This is a genomic window from Variovorax sp. 10N412, assembly GCF_056394985.1.
In genome coordinates this window covers 1-21,024 of the sequence record NZ_JBFTIO010000032.1, presented here as the reverse complement: position 1 = coordinate 21,024, position 21,024 = coordinate 1, and the positions used below count along the sequence as shown (strand labels likewise).

Genomic DNA, 21,024 nt, shown 5'->3' with positions numbered 1-21,024 from the left:
TACTTCTTTACGGTGTTGCGAGACAGGCCTGTACGCCTGGCTATCTCGCGGATGGACATCTGCTCGCGCAGGGCCCAACGTCTGATGACACTCAATGTCGCCACGTCTATCACTCCTAGGATCCCCTGCTTTAAAAATGAGCAGGGTAGGGTTTTACGTGGGTCAGTCTTAGACGGAAATTACTTCGTTTAGAGGGTCAATTTTCGGCGGCAATCAACAGTAAGGTGAAGGGAGGCCCGCAATGCCCATGCTGGGGAACGCTGGCAGCCTGTGACCATCGCCACCGAACGATTGTGGCGCGTGTTCACTCCGACGACGATCTTCCGGGTCCCAAGCCCCGTGATGCGCGTTTAGCAGCAACTTTGACCGCGTAGGGCCGTGCCTTGGCGATGGCGCCAGACAACATGTCGCGCGTCTGCGCGTGGGCGACGCATTCGCGCTGCAGTGCTGCTCGCAATTCGTTCAGCTGCGATTCAAGATTTTTGTGTTCCTGGGTCCTGGCCTGCGATTGATGGGCCAGTTCGGTCGTCAACCTTTCGGCGCGGCGCTGTTCGCCGAGGCGCTCGGCATCGAGGGTCTGCGCCGCCTCTTCGGCCTTGAGGCGCCGTTTCTGCTCGTTGGCCAAATCGGAAAGGGCCGCGCGCGCCGCCTGGCGCTCCCGGTCAACATCGGCAAGGAGGCGGCGCTCTTGGGCGATATGTCGGGTCTCGGCGTCCTGGACGGCATTGTCTTTTGCAAGGAGTGCTTCAGCATGACTCATTCTGAGGTGCGACTCGTGGGCCGCGGCTTGCTCCAATATCACGCGCAGCTTGGCAAGTTGCTCGTCGCCGGACGCGGCGCGCGCGTTGGCGGCATTGAGCTGTTCGCGCATCGTGGCCGTCGCGTGCTGCGAGCTCTCAAGCGCCGCGTCGAGTTGGAAGCGATGGCTCTCGAATGACGCCTCTTGGGTGAGCAGGGCGGTCTCCTTCGCATGAAGGGCGTCGCGCAAGAGCTCGAGCTCACGGCGCTCCGCCTCGGCGGCGCCGCGCTGCGCGTTGGCAGCTTCGCCCAGCGCGGCATGCCATATGTCCTGCATCAGACGTCCCACCACAAGAGGCATCTTCAACGTGGTTTGTCCCTCACCGGGGTTCGTGGCGTCACTCAAGCGCTTGCCGAGCGAGGAAAACCATCGGTCCAGCATTGGGCTGACGGTGTTCGGAGAACCGCGGCCCAACCGAGACCGGATTTTCTCGATCGTGGGGCGCTGTCCTTTCATGAGCAGTTCGTCGGCTGCGGCCCACACCTGCGGCTCTTTCACGCCTCGGGACACTTCGCCGGACTGCAATTCCATGACTTCTCCTGATTCCGCTACGATGACCAACGATTAGCGGGATTAATCGTTAGTTAAATTATAAGTACGTTATATAAATAACATCATATGTATGAAATCGTCAGATGTTAAGCCTTCGAGCCATCGGCAAGCGACTCGCGCATCCGCAAGGGCGCGCCCTGAAGATGCAGCCCGGTCCGAGGCGCGCGCCCAGCCCGGCGACAGTGGCACTCCCCATGCGCTCGCGTCCGTGGAGGGCTTGGACGTCGCAACCGCGGCGGCGCTGCAGGCAGTTGCGCGCGCAGCGCAGTCGGCCAACACCGTGCGCTCCTACGAGGGCGCGGCACGCTACTGGGACGCCTGGCACCGCGCACGCCACAACGGCCGGCCCCTGCCGTTCCCAGTGCCCGTGCCGCTGGTGCTGAAGTTCCTGGCCGACCACCTGGTGGCGCCTGGAGAGGACGCGGACGCTTCGCCGACGCACAACCTGCCGAGCGAGGTGGACGCCGCGCTGGTGACCGATGGATGGAAGGGCAAGGCAGGGCCCCTGTCGCTGGGCACCGTCGCGCAGCGACTGGCCGTTCTGTCCAAGACCCATCGCCTGGCGGGCGCGGCCAACCCCTGCGAAGACCCGCGCGTGCGCGAGGCGCTCGCGAGCTTCCGCCGTGCGTATGCGGCGCGCGAGGTCGCGCCGCGCAAGCAGGCGCCGCTCACGCGAGAGCCGCTGCTGGCGCTGCTCGCGACATGCGATGAGTCCTTGCGGGGGTTGAGGGACCGTGCGTTGCTGTTGTTCGCCTTTGCGTCGGGCGGCCGCAGGCGATCGGAAGTCACCGGCGCCACATTCGAGAAGCTGAGGCGCTTGAGCGACGGGTCGTTCACCTATGAGCTGCGCCGCTCGAAGACCAATCAGGCCGGCACCGCGCGCGCGGACATGTTCAAGCCGGTGGCCGGCCCCGCCGCGGAGGCGATGCAGGCATGGCTGAGCGCCAGCGGCATCACCTCAGGGGCGCTGTTTCGACGCATTCGCAAGGAGCGCCATGTGGCGGAGCCGCTCACGCCGGCAGCTGTGCGTGACATCGTCAAGAAGCGCTCGGCGTTGGCGGGTTTGGAGGGCGCTTTCTCGGCGCACTCACTGCGCTCGGGTTTCGTGACCGAAGCGGGCACTCAGAACGTATCCTTGGCCGACACCATGGCCCTCACGGGCCACACGAACGTCGCGACCGTATTGGGCTATTACCAAAGCCAGGCCGGCACCCGATCGCGTGTTGCGAACTTGCTGGGTGAAGGCGCGAGCAGCGTGTCCCACCGTTTCGAACCGGCGGCGTAGATCGGGGGGGGGCACCGCCCATGGAGCGTTCTGAGGGAAAGTGCACGAAAAACCGCGGAGGGCAGCGATAGAGCGCTGCAGATCACGATATGTGCCGCAGGTTTCAGCTCGCCACGCCCAAGTCTTCGATTTCCTTGACGACGCGGGCTGCGAGCTTTTCCACGGCCGCAGAAGTCGGCCTTTCCAAGTAGGCCAACGCCAGCAGCGTCAGCGGATGAAGTTTCAATACGGAAGCGAGGTCGTCCACCTTCGAAACCGTCGGTTGCTTGATTCCGCGCTCCAAAGCAGACACATAAGTCCTGCTTGAGATGAGATCGAAGTCCTCTTGTGGCACTCCCTTCGCCTTTCGGGCGATGCGAAGCGCGCGACCAACGTCAGATTTTGGCGTAAGAGAAGAAAAGGATTTCATTCCCTCGATTGCCTCATCTAGAATCCCATAGGGCTACAACCTATAGGGTTCATTTAAGATGTTCAAAAGTAAGTATGCGAGCGAGGTTCACACCGCGCCGGCAGCGCTCCAGCTGCGAATCGGATGTTGGCGATCGCCGCGTGCCATTCGTTCGCATCTAGCCCTGAAAGGAGCCGCGAGATGTTCCTGACATCACCCGACGATCGCACCGGCGTAACTCCACCAATTCTCGGGATCCAGCTTGATGGATGGAAGACAGTCATGCTCAGCTTCCCGATGCGCTTTTTCCTTCCCACATGGATCGCATCGGTGGGCGAGAGCAAATTTCCTGCTCGTGCCTTCCTCCTGCTAGAGAAGGACCTTGAAGGCCTGATCAAGGAAGTGGGGGTTTCTGCGCTTCAGCGTTTGCAATACCTGATGCCGCTGGGGAGCGACCCGTACCGGATGCAGCTGCGAGAGGTCTCGAAGCTCTGGTCCGCGCGCGGCGCAATGGGTGACGACACCGCGCACTTCCTGATGGAGGAAGAGGGTGGCGCGCGCTTTGTGCACCATGGGTCCGACACATCGATCACGCTCGATCGCCAAGTCTGGCCCGGGCCGAAGGCTGGCTGAGCCTCGGCGCTCGCTCGACGAATCCAATGCACGCCCCGAAGATCATGTTCTTTGGAGATCCGCATGGCGCGTTCGCGCCGATCACGGATGCAGTGCAACGGTACCGACCCGAAGCGATTGTTCTTCTAGGCGACCTTCAACCACGGCGACCATTGCATCTGGAGCTGTCGTCTATCGTCGACCAGACCGACGTGTGGTTTATCCATGGGAACCACGATACAGATACCGACGAGGATTTCGATTGTCTATTCGGCTCCGAGCTCGCTGAGCGCAACCTGCACGGGATTGTCCGAAATATTGCCGGCTACCGAGTCGCAGGGCTCGGCGGCGTCTTCCGGCAAAAGATCTGGGATCCAGCGCAGCCGCCGTCACAGGCACCGTTCAGATCCAGAGACGAGCTGCTCAGGCATGCGCGCAGGGGCCGCGCCACCGCGCACGATGGCTGGAGGGGCGGCTACGCGCGCAAGCACCATTCGAGCATCTTCCCGGACGAAATCGATTCTCTGTCCTTGCAAAGCGCGGACATCCTGGTCACGCACGAAGCGCCGTCTGCCCATCCTCGCGGATTCCTGGTCCTCGATGACCTGGCCGTCGCGCTTGGAGCCACACTTGTGGTCCACGGGCACCACCACGAGACCATCGACTACGTCCGCGACGGCTTGATGGATGGGTCGGCGCCGTTTGCTGCTTTCGGTGTGGACAAGGGATTTGTTCTGCCCTGGCCGCACACGGCCGACAAAGAGCGAGGAATGCGATGACGCGGTCTTATGCCTCCAGCCGCTCACTTCTCGAGCGGCCTCTACATCAATTGCCTTGTCGACGCACTGGCGAGCTGATCCCAATCACTGGGGCATCGACTCAACGTGCGCCGTACCGTGGCGACTCGACGGTGATTTTCAGGCGGCGCGTGAAGCAGGTCGGGCGATGAGCAAGGCTTATCTCATATACCGCGATTGGCAACCAGATCTCCGCGACAACGACTGGTTGCAATCACGCCGTCAATACGAACAGTCGACGAGCTTCACGCTGCGCGCCCTCTCGTGTGAGAACCAGCTCATTCGATCAGGAGTGCACTGCCCCGATCGTACGCGTTCGACGTCTTTGCGTTGCCATTCACGCTTGAATGCCCAGAGCTCTGCCACGTCGACCACGTCGATCTCGACGCCGCTGTGTTTGGACCGCTTGGGCCCACGTGAGGCAGATGTATTCTTGGATGACATGGCAAACCTGTCGGTGCATCGTGACACTGCACATGACACTTTGCAAGCAGGAGGCCGAAGAGTCAGGTCCAAGTCGCCACGGGTTCCGAGCGAGTCGCTTCGGTACGAACGTGTCATGAGGCGGGCCAGTCGGAAAAGGATGACGGTCGCTGTATGGTGCCCTGAGTGGTCTGCTGCGTCATGAGGTCAAGCGATGACACCGGAGCAAGCAATTTGGAGGTCTGGCTTGACAGCGACCTGGGTGCGCTGCAACAGGTGGGCATGCTTGCTCATGATCGCGGCCACATCCGGTTCCATTACACCGACTCGTGGCTCGTCGATGCGCATGGCTTTTCCCTCGGTCCTGACCTGCCGCTGAGCGAGCAGCTCTTCTTTGCGCCGAGCGAGCCCGGAAACTTCGCCGTATTCAGAGACATCTGCCCCGATCGTTGGGGGCAGACGCTCATGGCACAGTGGGAGCGGCTTCAATCGCGTGACGAGCGCCGCGGTTCGCGTGAGCTGCTGGCATGGAACGTCATGTGTAAGGTGCAGGACCTGGCGCGCCAGGGTGCGCTGCGGCTTCGCCCGGCGGGTGCCGCGCAGTTCATTGATGCCGGCGCCGTGCCAGCTCCCCCCGCCGCCGAACTGCACAACCTCGCGGCTGCCTCGCAGGAGCTCGATTTGCATCAACTCCTCAAGACCGAGGCATCTCGGCGTGCCCTGACGACCTTGCGCATTCCGGGAGCATCGTTGGGGGGCGCACGGCCGAAGGTCAGTTTCCTGGATGGGGACAACGGATCGCTGTGGATTGCCAAGTTCTCCATGCTGAGTGACAAGCGCGATGTCGGCGCCTGGGAGTTTCTTGTGCACTACCTTGCGAGGCGTGCAGGGATTGAGGTACCGGAGGCCAAATTGCTGTCGCTAGGTAGCGGCTTTCGCACGTTCTGCATCAAGCGCTTTGACCGCACGGGCGGGACACGTCGGCTCTACGCTTCTGCTATGACGCTTCTGGGCAAGAAAAGGGGCGACAACGCAAGCTATCTGGAGATCGCACAGTTCCTCAAGTCACAGGGTATCCAGCACATCGGCCAGGACCTCGCGCAGTTGTTTCGTCGAGTTGTTTTCAATGTCGCGGTGGGAAACCGTGATGACCATCTGCGAAACCACGGTTTCCTTCGCGAAAAGAACGCCTGGCGGCTGGCCCCCGCCTTCGATGTGAACCCGGACGTTGACAAGACGACTCACACCCTGAACCTCGATCACTCGGACAACCGGCCGAACTTGGACACGGTGGTTGGGACCGCAGCGTTCTACGGCTTGACCGCGCCCGCCGCCGCAGCCATTGCGACTCAAGTGCTCGATGTAGTGCGTAGGTGGGAACACGAAGCTGCAATGCTCGGCATTGGGAGGCCAGAAGTTCGGATTACCGCTCCTGCGTTCCGAGCGATCGACGGGAGGGTGTCATGAAGCCGCTCGTGCCGTCCGAGGTCCCCACCGGAACCGAACCGTCGGTGATTGCCGCATCCGACAGCCTGCAAGCACCGTACGTCTTGAGCGACTACCCCGTGCGTGGAGCTCTCGCGTGTCAACACACCGAAGCAAGCCGACTCGATGGGAAGACCATCGCTTCGATCTACAAGCCGCACTTGGACAGGATCGATGAACGATCGCTCGTGAATCACGAAAGACAGCTCGTGCACGAGCTGGGCGTCGAGATCGAGGTCAGAACCTCGACAGAGCTGCAGGGACGCTTCCCGTACATGTTCCCGTTAGAGGGCGCAGACAATCGGCGTGCCTACCGGATCTTTCACGGTTGGCTTCCGCCCCTTGTTGACACATGCCACCGAATCGATGCCTTGCTTGGCGCCGACAAGCGCGGCTTCCATTGGACCCGAATGAGCGAGAAGTACGGCGCACCTAGCCTCACTTACCGGCTGCAGGGCAGGTCTCGCGTCGCCATAGTTGACGAACTGCCGTCAAGCGTGACGCGTGCGGTGTGCGAATCGAAAGAGAACCATGACGCGGTTGCTCTTCAGATCAATGAGGTCATCCGCCAGGTCGAGGCAAAGCTCCGGTCTATCTGCATCGTCTGCGGGGCACCGTCCGAAATCAATAACGACCAAGGTCCTTGGGCATCGCTATGCGCAGAGCACCGTGCCGACACCTTCAAGGAGGGTCACAAGGACTGGAAGGGAGCGACCATTTGGACCTCTGCCCGACAAAGAGAGTGGAATGACTAGATCTGCTCCGGAGGCTCGCTGCTTCTCGGACGAGCGGTTTCGCCGAGCGCTTCTGGACATGAGGCGGCCCGCGCCATGAGGTTGCTCATTTTGTCGGACCTGCATCTCGAGTTCGGAGCCTTCGCAGTGCCTGAAGTCGAGTTCGATGCGGTCGTCCTTGCGGGGGACATCGCCGTGCCGGCGGTGAAGACGGTTCACTGGGCACGCCGCAGCACCAACTTCGGAGTCAGGTTGCCCGTCATCTATGTGCCGGGCAATCACGAGTTCTACGGGGATGTGGTGTCCAGCGGGCTTGTGAAGCTGCGACAGGCTTCGCAAGGTACCAACGTCCACGCTTTGGATTGCAGCGAAGCCGTGATCGACGGAGTGCGCTTCCTCGGCTGCACGCTCTGGACGGACTTCGGCGTGCGCATCGAAACCGAAGACGGACTTCGGTCAGAGGCTCGGCGTGCAGTATCTGAATCGGGCAAAGTGATGTCAGATTACCGGGCCATTAGGGTTCGTGACGACCAAGAGGTGTCTGGGATGCCAAAGCACGGGCGGTCGTCGAAACGACTCCTGACGTCGGAAGACACGCTGGACATGCACGAGGTCCACCGCGCGTGGCTCGCAACAAAGCTCAAAGAACCGTTCGCTGGCCAAACGGTTGTGGTGACTCACCATGCGCCGCATCGCAATTCGCTGGCCCCTATGTACGCGACAGATTGGGTGTCGGGGGCCTATGTGAGCGAGCTTCCCGAAGATTTCTTCAAGGTGCCCGTGCTCTGGGTGCATGGCCATACGCACACGAGCTTCGACTACACGGTTGGGAATTGTCGTGTCATTTGCAACCCTCGTGGCTACATGCTCGGCTCAAGAAGGGCAGTTCCCGAGAACGATGACTTCAACGCCGGGCTTGTCGTAGAGCTTCCAACCACGCTGGCGGACCACCAATGAAACTGCGGATTCTTTCTGACCTTCGTACTGAGCCCGAGATGGCCAGAGCCTTGGAAGGCCTGAACGCTCGGAACGCCTTGGGAGGTCCCAACATGAGTGACTCTGAAGAGAGGTCGACGTTCTGCCTCGAACTCGAGAGGCAGGGCTGTACAGCAATCTCGGAGGGGACCGGGCGGCTGTCGGCCGATGAACTAAGGGCGCAGGATTGCTGTGCCTGCAGCGAATTCGCAGGCTGTTACCAAACAATGGCTGTATGAGCACTGCATCTTCAGCATTTCTGTCGAAGGGGGCCCGTTGTTTCCTTCGTACGTCTACGACGAGCATTGGCAGCCGCTTCGGCCACCCGCGCGGTTGATGCTCCGATGAAACTGCTGGTCCTTTCAGATCTGCACCTCGAGTTCGAGCCGTTCGAGCTCGATGGCAAGGTCGAGTTCGACGTCGTCATCCTCGCCGGTGATATTCATTCACCCGGTCGCCATGCGATTGCGTGGGCTACCAAATGCTTTCCCGGAAAGCCGGTCGTCTTGGTTGCGGGCAACCACGAGTACTTTGGCTCTGCGATGCATGAGGAACTCGCTGAAATGCGTCGCCAAGCCAATGCCGTGGGCGTCGGCTTCCTGGACTGCGACGAAATCGTGATCGCCGGTGTCCGATTCCTGGGGTGCACCTTGTGGACGGATTTCGCGCTCCGCATCGACGATCCAGGCTTTCCCGGGCAGCCCATGCGTATGCTGTCGGATCGCTATCGGGCCATGGCCGATAGCGCGCGCTTCCTCCCGGACTATGCCGAGATCCGCATAGACGATCCGAAGGCGTGTACCTGGATGTCCAGCCTGCGTGGAGCGCGGCGCCTGACCCCGATGCACACGCTGCTGCTCCACAGACGCCAACGCGCTTGGCTGCGCAGGAAGCTAGGTGAGCCATTCAGCGGCCCGACGGTGGTCGTCACTCACCATGCGCCTCATCGACTCTCTCTCGCACCGAAGCATGCTCAGGACTGGTCTTCTAGCGGATACGTCAACGAGATGCTGCCGACGTTCTTCGAGGTTCCCGCCCTCTGGATCCACGGCCATACACACCAAAGCTTCGACTATTACGTGGACCGATGCCGTGTTGTCAGCAATCCCCGTGGCTACGTGAACTGGCACGGGGAGCCTGAGAACGGCGCATTCAACCCAGGCCTTGTGATTGACGTGCCGCAAGAAGGAGCCGGCTATGCACGATGACGTTGCCCCGCATCCGTGCTTTGGCTGGCAGGTCATCGAACTGGCGGGGGGAACTCGCCACTTGATCTGCTGCGAGAACGTGACCGCCGAAATCGTGAAATGGAACTACCCCGAAGCTGCGTGCCTGACGGCGGACGGCAAGGTATACCTGCTTGACGGCCAGCCTGGCACAGGGGCCCAAGACCGGTTCGTGCTGCCAAACTGGCTGAAGTGGCGCGGCATCACGCAGTGGCGAGACGTGTCGACTGGGGTGTTCGCAGCCATCGATGCGGTTCGTCGGCCGCGTCCCTACCTGCACGAAGACTACGGTCGGAATCCCAACTATCCGCGGTTTTAGCGCGCAAGTGGATTAAAGGTTACGCCCAATCCAGTCTAACGGAATGAGCAGGTGGTCAGCGCGTAAAGGGCCATTGGATGCTCACCCGATGGGGATACCCACGGGTGTGGCATCCTCGTCGTCGCCGCCGACCTCACGAGGGCCAATGCGTTCGTCGGGCGCGTACCCGAGCAATGCTTTTGTCCCGGCCTGCGGCGCATCGAGCCACATGTCGTAGCCCTCATCTGCGGACTCAAGCTCGCGCCATTGGGAGGCGTCATCCCCTTCCTCCATGAGCACCCAGTAAAAGTGCCCCGGGTCGGGTTCGTCCACGTGGACCGAGATCCGACGGATCTGCGACATCAGTTTTTCTTCAGGTACACGCGAACTGCCTCGGCCGAGTTGCCGACGGCTTTGACGGCGTCTCGGAGCTGGGCCTCGGTGCAACCGAGTGACTTCTTCCAGGAGAGCACCTCATGCGGCTCGTTCAGGGCGATCAGCTTTCGGTCTAAGCCAGTCATCTTGGGATCATCTGCCATGATGGTCTCCAAAAGTCGGCACCTCGCCAGCCTCAGACGCTAAATTGCGCCAGCGGCGGGCCACCGACCATCCGCAAAAAACTATTCCGGCTTGCAGCGACTATCCTACGTGCCGCTGCAATGGGCAGCCCGCAAGCAACTAGGAATCAGCTCCCATGAGGTGGCGCCTTAGCAACGTCAAACAGCGCGCGCTGCTCAAGTTGACCGCTGGCGGCGAACTCCCCTGGCGTCGTTGCGAACCACTTAACCTCTGTCAGAGAGCGGAAGTGCTATGAGCGTATCCTCGGGATAGCAAAACTATCGGCCTGCTCATTTCCGACCAAACACCAGACTTGACTTGCCCGCTGGTGGAGTTGCTGGCTGGAGTTAAAGGACGCCGATGGCGCTTGCTCGGGCAAGACTGAGCTTCGGGAAGGTCGCGAGACCCGTTGTGTGTTCGTGCTTGCCCAAAAGCGACACGCGAGGAAGTGCTAAGTCGCCTGCAGTTGCGTGCGGACCAGTTCATCAATGAGTGGCAGACTCGAATCGCGGCCGACTCGCCTCGATCTTTGTCGCTCCCAGGCGAGTAGGGCGATTTTTCCTCAGCACGGAGCGCACAGTCCTCAGATGATTCACCCGACCGTCCAACTCTTCCAGCAACGAGCAGAGCTTCTTGAGATCCAGGGCAGCAGTGAGGGGCTGGACGATGCCATTGCCAATTTAGCAGCTTGGATGAACATGGCGCGTAAGCACCTCACCGAGGATGACTGGGTCGCCTTGGCGGAGATAGGGGGCCTGCTGTACCGAGAAGGTAGGCGACGGCGGCAGCAATAACTACCCAAAGGGACTGCAGCGGGCCAATGACCCAGGTGCGTTAGCCGCACGGGGGCGCAAACTCGTCGCGAAGCGCGTTTCGTTTGGTCAATCACGTTCGTCAGGTTCTCGTGAAAGAGATCAACGTCAGGCATCCGGAATCCGAGCCAGCCGAGTCCGGGATGGCGGATGTTCAGGACCAAGCTGCCGTCTGCCTCTATCGACCATTGCCAAGCGGCCCCATTGACCTGTGGCGGGTTCTTGTGAGCACGGGCAGCGTCTCCGGAAACGCTGGCTTCATCGTTTTTCTGGTTTTTACCAAGGCGCGGATGAGTCGGTTGACGGCCTCGGCCGGTGGAATCTCGCCGCTGGTCGACCAGCTCGCGTAATCCGTGCCAGTTTCGTGGGTCATCTCGACGGTCATCAGTTTCATGGCCAGGGCCTCTCGAGTGCGGTCGGCTGAGTGCAAGTTCGAGCGCCTGAACCTGCGTCCAGATGCGCGCGGCAACTCGGGCGGACTCGAGCCGCTACTTTGACGTGGGTGGGCTTCCGTTGTCGCGTAGGGGCGTAGCTTCGCCGACCGCCGGCACGTTCCCAGGTCCCTTGTTCGGATCCTTGAGACCATAGACCACGAGCACCACCACCACGCAAACGGCGATGAGCGCCAACAGTCCCGCCATCAAGCGGCGAGCTAGATCGCCTCGCTTGTTCTCTCGTTTTGTTTCCATGGATTTCCTAATTGCAGACGTAAAGACCGAGCGTGATCTCGGAGTGACGCCACGGCCATATTCAAAACGCGCTACCGACTGACAGCGGTTCTCCTACGCGTGGGCCCTTGCACACCTGCGAAGCCAGCAAATAGAATGTGATCTCTCGGGTCTTTACCCGACCGCGCGTCTTGTGGACGCACCCGCCGAAAGCGCTCAGCCCGGCGCCCGCTCTGCATCTCTTGCAACCGGGGACTTCCAAGTTCGACCTTAGCAGTCCCATGCGGAAATCTCATCTTCACCTGCAGTATCTTTGACGCCGGGCCTGTGCAGCCCAGGGCGATCTCTGCTTCTACTGCCTTCAGCAAATTCGGCGCGATGTCTGCCGCGTATGGACGGCGCTGAGGACAGCCCAGGCTTTTAGTCCAGTCCCGCACTTCGTAATCTTCTTCAAGAGAAATGAGCTTGCGGTCGAGTGCGGTCTTTTTGCTGTCGTCTGTCATAGGTTTCTCCCAAAAGCGTGCACCTTGCAAGGCATCGCGGACTGCCGTTGTAGGCGGTCGTCGCCAGCGGGGCTCAGCAAGCGTTTACGCCCAGCTGGGCAGGGTCATGATTAGAGGTCCCCGGCTCACCCATTTTTGTGTGTTGCTCGGCCAAGATCGAAAAAGGGGTGGTGCTTTGCCAAGGCGGCTGCAACTTGCTTTTCCGGCCTGGGAACGCATCCGCTTCGCAACCGAGCATGCCCTTAAAGCCGAAACCTCGGCTGGTTCGGCCTTCTTGCCTTTCCCACCTTGGTGTCGCGCATCGATCATCTTCTGGTTAGCAAGGCGCTCCTGCCGCTGCTGGTATCTGCTGGCGTTGAAAAAGCCGTGCGTGGTCTAGAAGTGGCCAGCGACCATGCCCCAGCGTGGATAGAACTGGATCACCATGCATAGGGCACGCGATTCACGCCGGCCTCTCAGTATCCGGAAAGGATATGGCGGCCACTCCGCCCCTGCGAAGGGAGTCCACCGGGCAAGACGGTCAGCAACTTCGTCGAGCACGGCAGGATTGGCTCTAAGGGCTACGTGGCGCCCTTGGACCTCGGTGTTCTCGGATTGGGCTCCCGCCTGGATGGTGTTGGCGCGCCAAGCCACGACACGTCAGATCGGCTCTAGATCGAGGTCGTCGGCGTGTCGAACGACTATGCCTGATCAGTTACCGGCCGCGGGCAGTTGCATCACGAAAGAGGAGCCCATCCTGGAAGCTGCCCTGAGCAGGATGTCGCCACCGTGCAGACGAGCGATGTCGCGAGACAGGTGCAGGCCGAGGCCGGTGCCCGGCACCGCAGACGCACTTTCGGCACGGAAATATCGCTCGAAGATGCGCTCTATGTTCTCCGGCGCGACGCCGGCACCCTGATCCGTCACCACGATGTCGATCCGGCCGTCGATCTCCTGCAGCTGAATGCTCACCTGGGATTCGACGGGAGAGTACTTCAGCGCGTTGTGAACCAGGTTGCGAAGTGCAATGTCCAGCAAGGCGGGATCGCCGCGAACCACCACGGGCGAATCTTGCAGATCGAGCGAAAGTCGCGAGGGGTCCGCGACGTGGAGGCTGTCGCACAACGCGCGCGTGAGTGCCGTCATGTCGACCCGTTCCGGACGCATTGTCCTGTCGCCGGATTGCAGACGCTCCGCTTGCAAGACATTCTCGATCAGCATCGTCAGGCGCTGCACGGAACGCCTGATGCGCTCTGTGCGCAGCTTCACGGCAGGTTGCGCACCGTGCCGGGAGATGTCGAGTGACTGCGCCGCCGCGTCGATGACTGTCAACGGCGTGCGGAACTCGTGGGAAACCATCGAGACGAACTCTCGTTGCTGCGTGATCGCCTTGCGTTCCGCTTCGAGCGATTGCACCAGTTGTCGCTCCAGGCGGGCGCGCGCTGCGATCTCTTCGTGCAGGGTGGTGTTCGCTTGCGCCAGCTCGCGCGTGCGCCTCACGACCGTGGACTCCAGTTCACGCTCGGCCTCAATGCGCACGGAAAGCACCTTCTCCCGTTCCAGGCGCACGTCGCGCTCCGCGCGGCGTGTGCGGTCGGCCACCGCCGCGTTCAGCAGCACCAGGTGCATCATGCTTCCGACGACGTAAAGGCGCTCGGGTTGCGCGCCGGGCAACAGGTCGCCCAACCACAGCTTCAGGAGCCCGTAGATACCCAGGACGGTGCCGACCAAGAAGGCCGAAGCCGGCAACCAGTATTGAAACTGGCGGCGCACCACGAGCAGGTAGCCGACGAAGAGAGCGCCGAACGACGTCGAAAGCACGCTTCCCGCGCTGACCCACGCCACGATGAGCGTGTAATGAGGCGTCAGCGCCACGACGAACGCCAGCAGGTTGAACACGGTGACCGCGCTGAAGAACACGGCCGCCGGCTTCCAATGCCGCCTGAATCCGAAGATGCGGGCCATGAAGGTGGTCGCGACGGCGTTGAATAGACAGTTGACGACCACAAGGGTCTGGGCGACCCGTGCGGGGTGCGAATCGAGGAACCACTGGGCCACGAAGCCCTGTCGGTTGAGCGTCAGCGCGGCGACAGCCAGCACGTACAGCGCATAGTGGCCATAGAGCGTGTCCTTCAGCCAGAACATGAAGATCAGGTTCATGCAGACCGACAGCACCACCGCACCCAGCAGCAAACCAATCACCACATAGTCCGTTGTCCGCTCCCTCGCGAAGCTGGGCGGTTGCCAGAGGTCGAGCTCGGCGCGCAGGGCGGGCCCCTCGTTGCGCAGGCGCAAGAAGTAGGCGGCGGGCGCCGTCGACAACGCCAAGGGGAAAACAATGTTGTGGTCCGGAATTTCGCGCAGTGCGTAGGGCTGGCGATCGCCAAGGTCGATGCGCGTGAAGCCGCCGTGGCCGTCCGGCGAGTACAGCACCGCTTCATTGATGCGCGGCGGACGAATGCGCAGCAGCCAGTCTGCCGGGGCATCCGGTGCGCGAGAAAGGACCAGGCGCAGCCACACGGCGTCGCGGGTGAATCCTTCCTGTACCGGACCTCCGAGCGGCGCAAAACCGCGGCTCTGCGGGCCGGCGCTCGCCATGTCAGCAATCTCCCAACGGCCTGCGGGATCCCGCTGGATTTCGGCCGCGACGGAAAGATCGAGCGGTTCGTGCAGCCCGTCCGAGGCCGAAAGCACCAACGCGCTGGCGTAGGGCGCGAAGCAGCCAAGGCCAAGCGCTGCGCACGCACACAGGAATCGGCGAAGAAAGACAAGCCAACTGCCGCAGCGGTCGCAAGAAGACGGAAGGCACATGGTTGCGCAGGCTGCATTGATGAGGGATCTGCGTGCCACCGGCGCGCGAGCACGTCTTTATACTTCGCGACGAATGCAACCCGAGAGAGACGCCCCCCTGTTTCGCATCCATGTGATCGAGGACGACGAGGACATCCGTGAAGAAACGGTGTTCGCGTTGAGCGAGCTGGGCTTCGAGGCGCTGGGCTTTCCCGAAGCCGCCTCTTTCTACAAGGCCTTCGCCATCGCGCCTTGCGACATCGCCGTGGTGGACATCGGCCTCCCGGGTGAAAGCGGACTGTCGATCGTGTCGCATCTGCGGGCAGCCCGTGGCGTGGGCGTGGTGCTGTTCACGGCCCGCGGCAGCGTGCAAGACCGGGTGCTGGGGCTGCGCGAGGGCGCCGACGCCTACCTCGTGAAGCCGGTGAACATGATGGAATTGGCGGAAACGCTCAGGGCAGTCGGGCGACGGCTGCATGCCGAACGGAGCGCCGGAGCATCGTCTCCTCGGGCTACTGGCCGTCCGCCCGCGCCGTGGTCATTGCGGGACAGCGGTTGGGTGGTCAGCGACCCGGATGGCCGCCGAATGACGCTCACGGCGACCGAGCGATCCTTTCTCGGTTGCCTTTTCCAGCAGCGTGGCGCGCCGGTGAGCCGCGACGATTTAATCGTCGCGCTGGGCGGCAACGTGTTCGACTTCGATCAACACCGGATCGATGCGATGGCAAGCCGCCTGCGTCGGAAAGCCGAAAAGCTGGGCATGCGCTTGCCGGTGCATTCGGTTCGCGGGACGGGCTACGTGTTCGCGAGTTAGTGCTCGACGCTGGCAAGGTGCCACCTTCTGCCAAGCTGCACGGTCAGGAACGGTGAGAAACCGTCAGAAAACGACCATGCTTGTGAGCGATGGAGCCGGCACGATGCAGGTTGTCGAACCATGACGAATCTGCCCGATACATGTTCACGAGATTGCTGGAGCGGCCCCATTGCGGGATCGCGGCTGCCCGCCATTCACACGCCAGTGCCGCCGCGCGGCATGTCTCTTCGCTTCGAGCCGCGGACCGGTGCAGCCCCTCGGCCGCTCCCGGACACATCCTGGTCATTGAAGGAGACACGAGGGACCAGCAAACCATCCTGAAGGTGTTGCGCCCGGCGGGACACCGTATCAGTCTGTCTGCCGAGGGCATCGAGGGCTACCGTCGCACGACTGCGCTCCAGCCCGACCTGATCCTGCTGGATGTGGGTCCCGGCGTGCCAGCAGCCCTTGCGACGGCGCGGCTGTTGAGCGCCGATCCCTTGACTTCACACATTCCGGTGATCTTCATGACCGCCCGCGCGACACTCGAGGCGCGGCTTGGGAGCCTTCAAGAAGGCGCGGTCGACTGTGTGCAAAAGCCACTCGAGGCCGACGAATTGCTGATGCGCGTGGCAGTTCACCTCGCGCTGACGCGGCGCACCAGCGCCGGCGTTCAAAGTCGGGATAAGGGATTGGATGATGAAGGCGATGTCCGCATCGAGCGCGTGGCATACGACGCGGAAAAAGTCCTGGTGCAGGCCGCGTTGCGAATCGTCGAAGCCGACCTTGCCAACGTCCCGCCGCTTCCGGTGTTGGCGGTTCAGGTAGGTACACACGAGAAGCGCCTGTCGTGGGCGTTCCGCGCGCACACCGGTCAGACGGTGTTTGAATTCGTGCGTGCGGCAAGGCTGATGCGAGCTTGCACGCTCCTGCGGGAATCCGCACTCAGCATTGAGGAGGTGGCGCAGGCCGTGGGCTTTTCCAGTGCAGCCAACTTTTCTACCGCGTTCCGCGCGCGTTTCGGCTGCACGCCTTCCTTCTATCGCAAGCGGGATGCGCAGACGTGACATGCACCGTCGAGAAAGGCCGTCCCTTAGACCACCTATCGGTCATGAAAGATCTTTCGACAACCGGGGGACGCTTGTTCTGCGTCACGGTGGAAGGCACGCAAGCGACGCTCAGCGACACCATGGTCGCCGCAGCACTCTATCTGCAGTCGCTTGAAGAACACTTCGGCAGTGCCGAGAAAATGCTGATGTGCTTTCGGGCGTGGCAGGAAGACTCCCAGCAACGACCGACAGATGTCTCGGATCAGCAGCTGGAGCGCGTGATGCGCTGGAGGGCTGCACATGGCCTCGCGCACCAAGCAGCTAAGCCCTGGCTGAGCAACCCAGAAGGCCAGTCTTTTCGGCTTCATGTCGTTTCTGACGGCTAGGAGCCTCGTCTCAGTCAACTAGAGGCGTAGCGGTCTCTCTGAGGAAACTCGATGTGATTGCTGCAACCATGCTCCAGCAATGACTTGGTGCAGACGGCGAAACCGAGTGGTCACCAACAAGATCGCGCGCCAACCAACTCAAAACTGACCAGTCGTAGCAGCTCCGCATCTACGGCTGAAAAGGACCCCCGCAGCGGCCAAGCGTCAGTTCCATTCACCGGCGCGCTGATACATCCCTATGCGCTCGTCGCCAGGCGCTGCGATTCCCGCGGCTCAACTTGCTGGCGGGTTCAACTCGGCGCGTAGCGCATTCCGCTGGTCGATGACGTTCGCCAGGTTCTCGTGGAACACATCGACGTCAGGCATCCGAAACCCGAGCCAGCCGAGACCGGGGTGACGGAGGTTCAGAACCAAGCTGCCATCTGCTTCTATCGACCATTGCCAAGCAGCCCCATCGACCTGTGGCGGTACCTTGATCAGAACGGGTAGCGTCTCAGGAAACGCAGGCTCCATCGTCCTTCTCGTTTCTGCCAGCACGCGGATAAGTCGATCAAAGGCCTCGGATGGCGGTATCTCGCCGCTGGTGGACCAGCTCGCGAAATCCGTCCCGCTGTCGTGTGTCATTTCGACGGTCAGCAGATTCATTCCCGTTTCCTTTCCGCGGCATTCGAGCCAAGAGCGCCAACCGGGATGTTCGTGTGAATCGCCATTGTTTGCAACGCTGCTCGCGGGCGCCGACGGTATGGCAGACCATGCCTGGCGCCGCACGTCTGCAGATCGATACCCACCGGGGATGGCCCAGGCATTCGTGTCTCGACCGAATCGCCGCTCAAGGCGGTCTAAGAGTTCGAGAGCGTGGCTGTGAACTTGGTCCCAAGCTCGCTGCTTGAGTCGACGGTGACCTGACCACCATGGGCCTTGGCGATTTCCAAGATGATGAACAGCCCGAGGCCAACGCTTCGGCCCGTGCTCGTCGTTACTCCACGAACCATGGGTTGAAACAGAGACGAAATTTTTTCGGGTGGGATGGGAAGGCCCCAGTTGTGGACGGAGACCTCCGTCGGACCCAGCACGACGGGCGCCGCGCTCCCGACCGTGATGTCACTGTCCGCGTCGCCATAGCTGATGGCGTTCGCGACCATGTTCCCAACGAGTTGCGCGACTCGGTCGGGGTCGACGCGGCACTCGCCCAAACCACTGCTCTCGTGGCGAAGCGTGCGAGTGGGGAATGACAAGGAAAGCTCGGCGATGCTTTGCGCCACCACCTCGTGCAGATCGACCAGGCGTGGACTGATCGCGATGCCTTTGCCAACACGCGCGGCGGTGAAGTCCAGCAGGTCGGAGACCAGTCGGTGAGCCCGGTCCACGGAGTGCGCCATCCGCGACAGCACGCGCCCCTGACTCTCAGTTGGGCTCTGCCTCAACATTACCTGGATGCCGGTAGTGACTGCGGAAAGCGGATTGCGCAGGTCGTGACTGACGATGCCCACCATTTGTTCAGCAAACAATGCCCGATCTTTCGTCTCTGCCTGCAGACGCACCACCTCGGCCACCTGCGTTTCGAGCTTTTTGCGCGAAAGCAAAAGCTCCTGCTCGTACTTGTCGCGGTCCCGAGCAACAAACGCGGCTACTTCCTGGGTGTGGTCAGGGCCGTGGCCGTGCCGTATCACGTTCAGCACCATCGGGACCGAGCTTCCGTCGCGGTGCTTGACGTCGAGCTTCAGTTCGGAGATCGAACCCTGCATTTCCAGCAGAGGTGCCCAGTGCGTTTGATGGAAGATCCGCGCGCCCATCGTCAGAAGATCCTGCAGGCGCTTTTTTCCTACCAGCTCCGCCTTGCTGTAGCCCAGCCAAACGCAGAACGGCTGGTTCACCCGCAGGAAGACACCCTTTGCGTCGGTCAGCAGCAAACCGCATGGCGCGCCGTCGAGCAGCGCGTCATGAGGCGGTGAAGGTTCAGCCATGGGTCTGCTAGAACCCGCGCTCCGAAAGGAAGGACACGATGGCGTCGTGGCTTGCACTCGGCTGACTCAGATGCGGGCAATGCCCGACGTTCTCGATGACTTTCAGCACGCTGTTGGGCATCACCTTGTGCATGTATTCGCCGACCGCGACCGGGGCAATGAGGTCCTCGTCGCACTGGAGGATCAGCGACGGGCTTTGCAGACGCGCGATAGCGTCCCTGTGATCCGAGAGGAACGTCACGCGTGCAAAGTGTTTGGCGATCTCCGGGTCAGTGCGACAAAAGCTGTTCGTCAACTCAATGCCGAGTTCAGGTTGCTCCGGAGCGCCCATGATGGCCGGCGCCATGGTGCTGGACCAGCCGAGGTAGTTGCTCTCCAGCGTATGCAACAACGAGTCGATGTCAGCCCTCTCGAACCCGCCGATGTAGTCTCCATCGTTGATATAGCACGGGGACGGCCCGACCATCACGTGTGCAGCAAACAGCCCCGGATGCGACAGATCCGCCAAGACACCGATCATCGCGCTGACCGAGTGGCCGACAAAGATCGCAGGCCCTTCACGGTACTCATTGACGATCTCAGCCAGGTCGTCTCCATGTCCGGAAAGCGAGTCGTATTTCGCATGGTCATAGGCAGCAAGATCGGAGCCTCCGCTACCCACGAGATCGAACAGGACGGTCTTGTACCGGCCTCGATAGACTGGTTCAAGCAGGCGCCACATGTTCTGGTCACAACCGAAGCCATGGGCGAAAAAAAGAGTGGCGGGCCCGGTGCCGGCGACCTTCACATTGTTGCGGTGTTGCAGATACTCAGTCATATTTCTCCAAGCGGCTCGCTGCAGTCTGGCATCAACCAGTGCGGCCACCGACATCAAACCGCTGCGTGTGATTCGAAGTTGTTTTACAGAAAATACAGACCGCACGGCGGGCCATATCGCAGCGATCAAGCACTCTCAACTTCCGCCAGACGCGTATAAGGCAGTAGGCTTTTGAGCTTGGGACAAGGCGCATGTGTCGGCATAGAAACTACGAAACCTTGAGGGCTTCGGTAATCTCGATTGCAACAATCGTGAGACTTGCGTCAATGCCTGATGCTACCAATCCCAAAGACGTGCTTCTGTCGGACGATGGCCTGTAGTGTTCCGACCGGCCGCCGTAGTTGCAGACATGCTCCGCGGCTATGGGCTCCCTGGGCAAAACGCATCAAGCCGCGAGACGATGTTCGTAGTACGGGCGCGCGCAGTCGTCGCGGATGGCGTACTGCGCACCCAAATTACCCAAATCCGGCCTCAACCAAGCATCGACGTTCTCGGGCTTGAGCTGAATGGGACATCGGTCGTGACCCGCTGCACGGATCTCGACCGGCGGCTCGTCCATGATGACCGCGAACGAGAGCAAGTCAGGCCGTTGGATTGCCTTGGCGCTTGTAGTACAGCTTGGCAAAGGCTTGCAAGGTGAGCGCGCCGCCGAAAATGCGGAAGAACTGCTTGTAGTCGGCTCGAATCTGGGCTGACTAGCACATGCGGCACCCCACAACGATTCCCACGGCCTGCGGCCAGATTCCTGAAGTTAGGGATCAGTCCGTGGCATGCCCGAAGTTGCCGCGGTGGCCGCCAGTGCTTCAAGGTCTCGTTTTCGACAATTAGGGTTTTGAAGCGTTTTGACCTACATTTGCAACAAACTGAAACAACTAGGGTCAGCTCCGAGATGCTGCTTATTGACGGTCTATGCCGTTTTCATGAGCACCGTGTTCGTACCTCGATTCTCATTTCGAGCGGCATCTCACCTTCTATCGCACAACGTCCCTAGTCGATGTGCATGACCGGAAGTGCAAGGGCAGCGTGATGCGCAATATTCAGACTGGCAGCGGACGCGTCTTCTCCGCAACGATTGAAGGGGCACGTCCGACCCTGCAAGACACGATGGTGGCCACCAGTGTTTATGTGGGG

Annotated in this window: 24 protein-coding genes and 1 pseudogene; 13 read left to right on the top strand and 12 right to left on the bottom strand. The window is 61.3% G+C overall.

The features are described from left to right. Together AC1DJH_RS32755 and AC1DJH_RS32750 are read right to left on the bottom strand one after the other, a co-directional pair. Positions 1-113 (bottom strand): winged helix-turn-helix transcriptional regulator (locus tag AC1DJH_RS32755; RefSeq protein WP_478187412.1); only part of this gene is annotated, 113 nt, incomplete at its 3' end. Positions 114-304: 191 nt separating this feature from the next. Next, positions 305-1,330 (bottom strand): DNA-binding protein, encoded by a 1,026-nt coding sequence (locus AC1DJH_RS32750; protein WP_478188562.1) that lies wholly within the window; start codon positions 1,328-1,330, stop codon positions 305-307. Between the two features lie 229 nt (positions 1,331-1,559). On the opposite strand from AC1DJH_RS32750, the gene AC1DJH_RS32745 reads away from it, so the two are divergent. Then, the gene (locus tag AC1DJH_RS32745) at positions 1,560-2,636 is read left to right on the top strand and encodes a site-specific integrase (protein ID WP_478188561.1); all 1,077 of its coding nucleotides are present in this window, start codon (positions 1,560-1,562) and stop codon (positions 2,634-2,636) included. A 103-nt stretch (positions 2,637-2,739) separates the two neighbouring features. Here AC1DJH_RS32745 and AC1DJH_RS32740 read toward each other — a convergent pair whose 3' ends face one another. Beyond that, positions 2,740-3,045 carry a helix-turn-helix domain-containing protein gene (locus AC1DJH_RS32740; RefSeq protein WP_478188560.1) on the bottom strand — a complete coding sequence of 102 codons (306 nt, stop codon included), beginning with the start codon at positions 3,043-3,045 and terminating at the stop codon, positions 2,740-2,742. Positions 3,046-3,225: 180 nt separating this feature from the next. Here AC1DJH_RS32740 and AC1DJH_RS32735 point away from each other — a divergent pair, with 180 nt between their 5' ends. The 7 genes from AC1DJH_RS32735 to AC1DJH_RS32705 all read left to right on the top strand — a co-directional run bounded on the left by AC1DJH_RS32735 (position 3,226) and on the right by AC1DJH_RS32705 (position 9,595). Further along, entirely contained in the window at positions 3,226-3,657 is a 432-nt protein-coding gene (locus AC1DJH_RS32735; RefSeq protein ID WP_478188559.1) for a hypothetical protein, read from the top strand. A gap of 26 nt (positions 3,658-3,683) precedes the next feature. Beyond that, positions 3,684-4,415: a metallophosphoesterase family protein gene (locus tag AC1DJH_RS32730; RefSeq protein WP_478188558.1), complete on the top strand. Its 732-nt coding sequence runs from the start codon at positions 3,684-3,686 to the stop codon at positions 4,413-4,415. Positions 4,416-5,090: 675 nt separating this feature from the next. Beyond that, positions 5,091-6,323 (top strand): type II toxin-antitoxin system HipA family toxin, encoded by a 1,233-nt coding sequence (locus tag AC1DJH_RS32725; RefSeq protein WP_478188557.1) that lies wholly within the window; start codon positions 5,091-5,093, stop codon positions 6,321-6,323. Continuing rightward, positions 6,320-7,096, top strand: a complete 777-nt coding sequence (locus AC1DJH_RS32720) for a hypothetical protein (RefSeq protein ID WP_478188556.1) — start codon at positions 6,320-6,322, stop codon at positions 7,094-7,096. The genes AC1DJH_RS32725 and AC1DJH_RS32720 overlap by 4 nt, the downstream gene beginning before the upstream one ends. A gap of 75 nt (positions 7,097-7,171) precedes the next feature. Then, positions 7,172-8,032 (top strand): metallophosphoesterase, encoded by an 861-nt coding sequence (locus AC1DJH_RS32715; RefSeq protein ID WP_478188555.1) that lies wholly within the window; start codon positions 7,172-7,174, stop codon positions 8,030-8,032. A gap of 362 nt (positions 8,033-8,394) precedes the next feature. Further along, complete coding sequence (locus tag AC1DJH_RS32710; RefSeq protein WP_478188554.1) at positions 8,395-9,258, top strand: metallophosphoesterase; 864 nt, start codon at positions 8,395-8,397, stop codon at positions 9,256-9,258. After that, positions 9,248-9,595, top strand: coding sequence for a hypothetical protein (locus tag AC1DJH_RS32705; RefSeq protein ID WP_478188553.1), 348 nt, complete (start codon positions 9,248-9,250; stop codon positions 9,593-9,595). The genes AC1DJH_RS32710 and AC1DJH_RS32705 overlap by 11 nt, the downstream gene beginning before the upstream one ends. 81 nt (positions 9,596-9,676) lie before the next feature. Here the strand turns inward: AC1DJH_RS32705 and AC1DJH_RS32700 are convergent, their stop codons facing one another. Together AC1DJH_RS32700 and AC1DJH_RS32695 are read right to left on the bottom strand one after the other, a co-directional pair. Continuing rightward, complete coding sequence (locus AC1DJH_RS32700; RefSeq protein WP_478188552.1) at positions 9,677-9,937, bottom strand: hypothetical protein; 261 nt, start codon at positions 9,935-9,937, stop codon at positions 9,677-9,679. Next, positions 9,937-10,113, bottom strand: a complete 177-nt coding sequence (locus tag AC1DJH_RS32695) for a DUF3606 domain-containing protein (protein WP_478188551.1) — start codon at positions 10,111-10,113, stop codon at positions 9,937-9,939. Before AC1DJH_RS32695 ends, AC1DJH_RS32700 begins: the two co-directional genes overlap by 1 nt. A 606-nt stretch (positions 10,114-10,719) precedes the next feature. On the opposite strand from AC1DJH_RS32695, the gene AC1DJH_RS32690 reads away from it, so the two are divergent. Further along, positions 10,720-10,926, top strand: coding sequence for a hypothetical protein (locus AC1DJH_RS32690; protein WP_478188550.1), 207 nt, complete (start codon positions 10,720-10,722; stop codon positions 10,924-10,926). Positions 10,927-11,122: 196 nt separating this feature from the next. Here the strand turns inward: AC1DJH_RS32690 and AC1DJH_RS32685 are convergent, their stop codons facing one another. The 3 genes from AC1DJH_RS32685 to AC1DJH_RS32675 all read right to left on the bottom strand — a co-directional run bounded on the left by AC1DJH_RS32685 (position 11,123) and on the right by AC1DJH_RS32675 (position 14,788). Then, a complete protein-coding gene (locus AC1DJH_RS32685; RefSeq protein ID WP_478188549.1) occupies positions 11,123-11,338 on the bottom strand; it encodes a hypothetical protein in 216 nt (71 codons plus the stop codon). Positions 11,339-11,704: 366 nt separating this feature from the next. After that, positions 11,705-12,115 carry a DUF3606 domain-containing protein gene (locus AC1DJH_RS32680; protein WP_478188548.1) on the bottom strand — a complete coding sequence of 137 codons (411 nt, stop codon included), beginning with the start codon at positions 12,113-12,115 and terminating at the stop codon, positions 11,705-11,707. A gap of 690 nt (positions 12,116-12,805) precedes the next feature. Beyond that, a complete protein-coding gene (locus AC1DJH_RS32675) occupies positions 12,806-14,788 on the bottom strand; it encodes a sensor histidine kinase (protein WP_478188563.1) in 1,983 nt (660 codons plus the stop codon). A 115-nt stretch (positions 14,789-14,903) separates the two neighbouring features. Here AC1DJH_RS32675 and AC1DJH_RS32670 point away from each other — a divergent pair, with 115 nt between their 5' ends. From AC1DJH_RS32670 to AC1DJH_RS32660, 3 genes are all read left to right on the top strand, one after another. Next, the gene (locus AC1DJH_RS32670; protein ID WP_478188547.1) at positions 14,904-15,698 is read left to right on the top strand and encodes a response regulator transcription factor; all 795 of its coding nucleotides are present in this window, start codon (positions 14,904-14,906) and stop codon (positions 15,696-15,698) included. Positions 15,699-15,838: 140 nt separating this feature from the next. Next, entirely contained in the window at positions 15,839-16,744 is a 906-nt protein-coding gene (locus tag AC1DJH_RS32665; RefSeq protein WP_472119948.1) for a response regulator, read from the top strand. Between the two features lie 44 nt (positions 16,745-16,788). Beyond that, the gene (locus AC1DJH_RS32660; protein ID WP_478188546.1) at positions 16,789-17,112 is read left to right on the top strand and encodes a hypothetical protein; all 324 of its coding nucleotides are present in this window, start codon (positions 16,789-16,791) and stop codon (positions 17,110-17,112) included. 273 nt (positions 17,113-17,385) lie between these two features. Here AC1DJH_RS32660 and AC1DJH_RS32655 read toward each other — a convergent pair whose 3' ends face one another. From AC1DJH_RS32655 to AC1DJH_RS32640, 4 genes and pseudogenes are all read right to left on the bottom strand, one after another. After that, complete coding sequence (locus AC1DJH_RS32655; protein WP_478188545.1) at positions 17,386-17,757, bottom strand: hypothetical protein; 372 nt, start codon at positions 17,755-17,757, stop codon at positions 17,386-17,388. Positions 17,758-17,951: 194 nt separating this feature from the next. Then, entirely contained in the window at positions 17,952-19,076 is a 1,125-nt protein-coding gene (locus AC1DJH_RS32650) for a PAS domain-containing sensor histidine kinase (protein WP_478188544.1), read from the bottom strand. A gap of 7 nt (positions 19,077-19,083) precedes the next feature. After that, a complete protein-coding gene (locus AC1DJH_RS32645; protein WP_478188543.1) occupies positions 19,084-19,893 on the bottom strand; it encodes an alpha/beta fold hydrolase in 810 nt (269 codons plus the stop codon). A gap of 385 nt (positions 19,894-20,278) precedes the next feature. Beyond that, positions 20,279-20,479, bottom strand: a pseudogene (locus AC1DJH_RS32640) (SOS response-associated peptidase family protein); the annotation flags it as partial. On the opposite strand from AC1DJH_RS32640, the gene AC1DJH_RS32635 reads away from it, so the two are divergent. Further along, positions 20,451-20,588 (top strand): hypothetical protein, encoded by a 138-nt coding sequence (locus tag AC1DJH_RS32635; RefSeq protein WP_478188564.1) that lies wholly within the window; start codon positions 20,451-20,453, stop codon positions 20,586-20,588. The pseudogene AC1DJH_RS32640 and the gene AC1DJH_RS32635 overlap by 29 nt on opposite strands. Positions 20,589-21,024: the final 436 nt, after the last annotated feature.

Bases quoted from the DNA above. Each gene is read 5' to 3' on its own strand.
- AC1DJH_RS32700 (WP_478188552.1), bottom strand. From the start codon at position 9,937: ATGTCGCAGATCCGTCGGATCTCGGTCCACGTGGACGAACCCGACCCG.
- AC1DJH_RS32695 (WP_478188551.1), bottom strand. From the start codon at position 10,113: ATGGCAGATGATCCCAAGATGACTGGCTTAGACCGAAAGCTGATCGCC.
- AC1DJH_RS32715 (WP_478188555.1), top strand. From the start codon at position 7,172: ATGAGGTTGCTCATTTTGTCGGACCTGCATCTCGAGTTCGGAGCCTTC.
- AC1DJH_RS32720 (WP_478188556.1), top strand. From the start codon at position 6,320: ATGAAGCCGCTCGTGCCGTCCGAGGTCCCCACCGGAACCGAACCGTCG.
- AC1DJH_RS32685 (WP_478188549.1), bottom strand. From the start codon at position 11,338: ATGAAACTGATGACCGTCGAGATGACCCACGAAACTGGCACGGATTAC.
- AC1DJH_RS32750 (WP_478188562.1), bottom strand. From the start codon at position 1,330: ATGGAATTGCAGTCCGGCGAAGTGTCCCGAGGCGTGAAAGAGCCGCAG.
- AC1DJH_RS32665 (WP_472119948.1), top strand. From the start codon at position 15,839: ATGTTCACGAGATTGCTGGAGCGGCCCCATTGCGGGATCGCGGCTGCC.
- AC1DJH_RS32645 (WP_478188543.1), bottom strand. From the start codon at position 19,893: ATGACTGAGTATCTGCAACACCGCAACAATGTGAAGGTCGCCGGCACC.
- AC1DJH_RS32705 (WP_478188553.1), top strand. From the start codon at position 9,248: ATGCACGATGACGTTGCCCCGCATCCGTGCTTTGGCTGGCAGGTCATC.
- AC1DJH_RS32670 (WP_478188547.1), top strand. From the start codon at position 14,904: ATGGTTGCGCAGGCTGCATTGATGAGGGATCTGCGTGCCACCGGCGCG.
- AC1DJH_RS32735 (WP_478188559.1), top strand. From the start codon at position 3,226: ATGTTCCTGACATCACCCGACGATCGCACCGGCGTAACTCCACCAATT.
- AC1DJH_RS32710 (WP_478188554.1), top strand. From the start codon at position 8,395: ATGAAACTGCTGGTCCTTTCAGATCTGCACCTCGAGTTCGAGCCGTTC.
- AC1DJH_RS32660 (WP_478188546.1), top strand. From the start codon at position 16,789: ATGAAAGATCTTTCGACAACCGGGGGACGCTTGTTCTGCGTCACGGTG.
- AC1DJH_RS32655 (WP_478188545.1), bottom strand. From the start codon at position 17,757: ATGAATCTGCTGACCGTCGAAATGACACACGACAGCGGGACGGATTTC.
- AC1DJH_RS32635 (WP_478188564.1), top strand. From the start codon at position 20,451: ATGATGACCGCGAACGAGAGCAAGTCAGGCCGTTGGATTGCCTTGGCG.
- AC1DJH_RS32650 (WP_478188544.1), bottom strand. From the start codon at position 19,076: ATGGCTGAACCTTCACCGCCTCATGACGCGCTGCTCGACGGCGCGCCA.
- AC1DJH_RS32690 (WP_478188550.1), top strand. From the start codon at position 10,720: ATGATTCACCCGACCGTCCAACTCTTCCAGCAACGAGCAGAGCTTCTT.
- AC1DJH_RS32730 (WP_478188558.1), top strand. From the start codon at position 3,684: ATGCACGCCCCGAAGATCATGTTCTTTGGAGATCCGCATGGCGCGTTC.
- AC1DJH_RS32740 (WP_478188560.1), bottom strand. From the start codon at position 3,045: ATGAAATCCTTTTCTTCTCTTACGCCAAAATCTGACGTTGGTCGCGCG.
- AC1DJH_RS32680 (WP_478188548.1), bottom strand. From the start codon at position 12,115: ATGACAGACGACAGCAAAAAGACCGCACTCGACCGCAAGCTCATTTCT.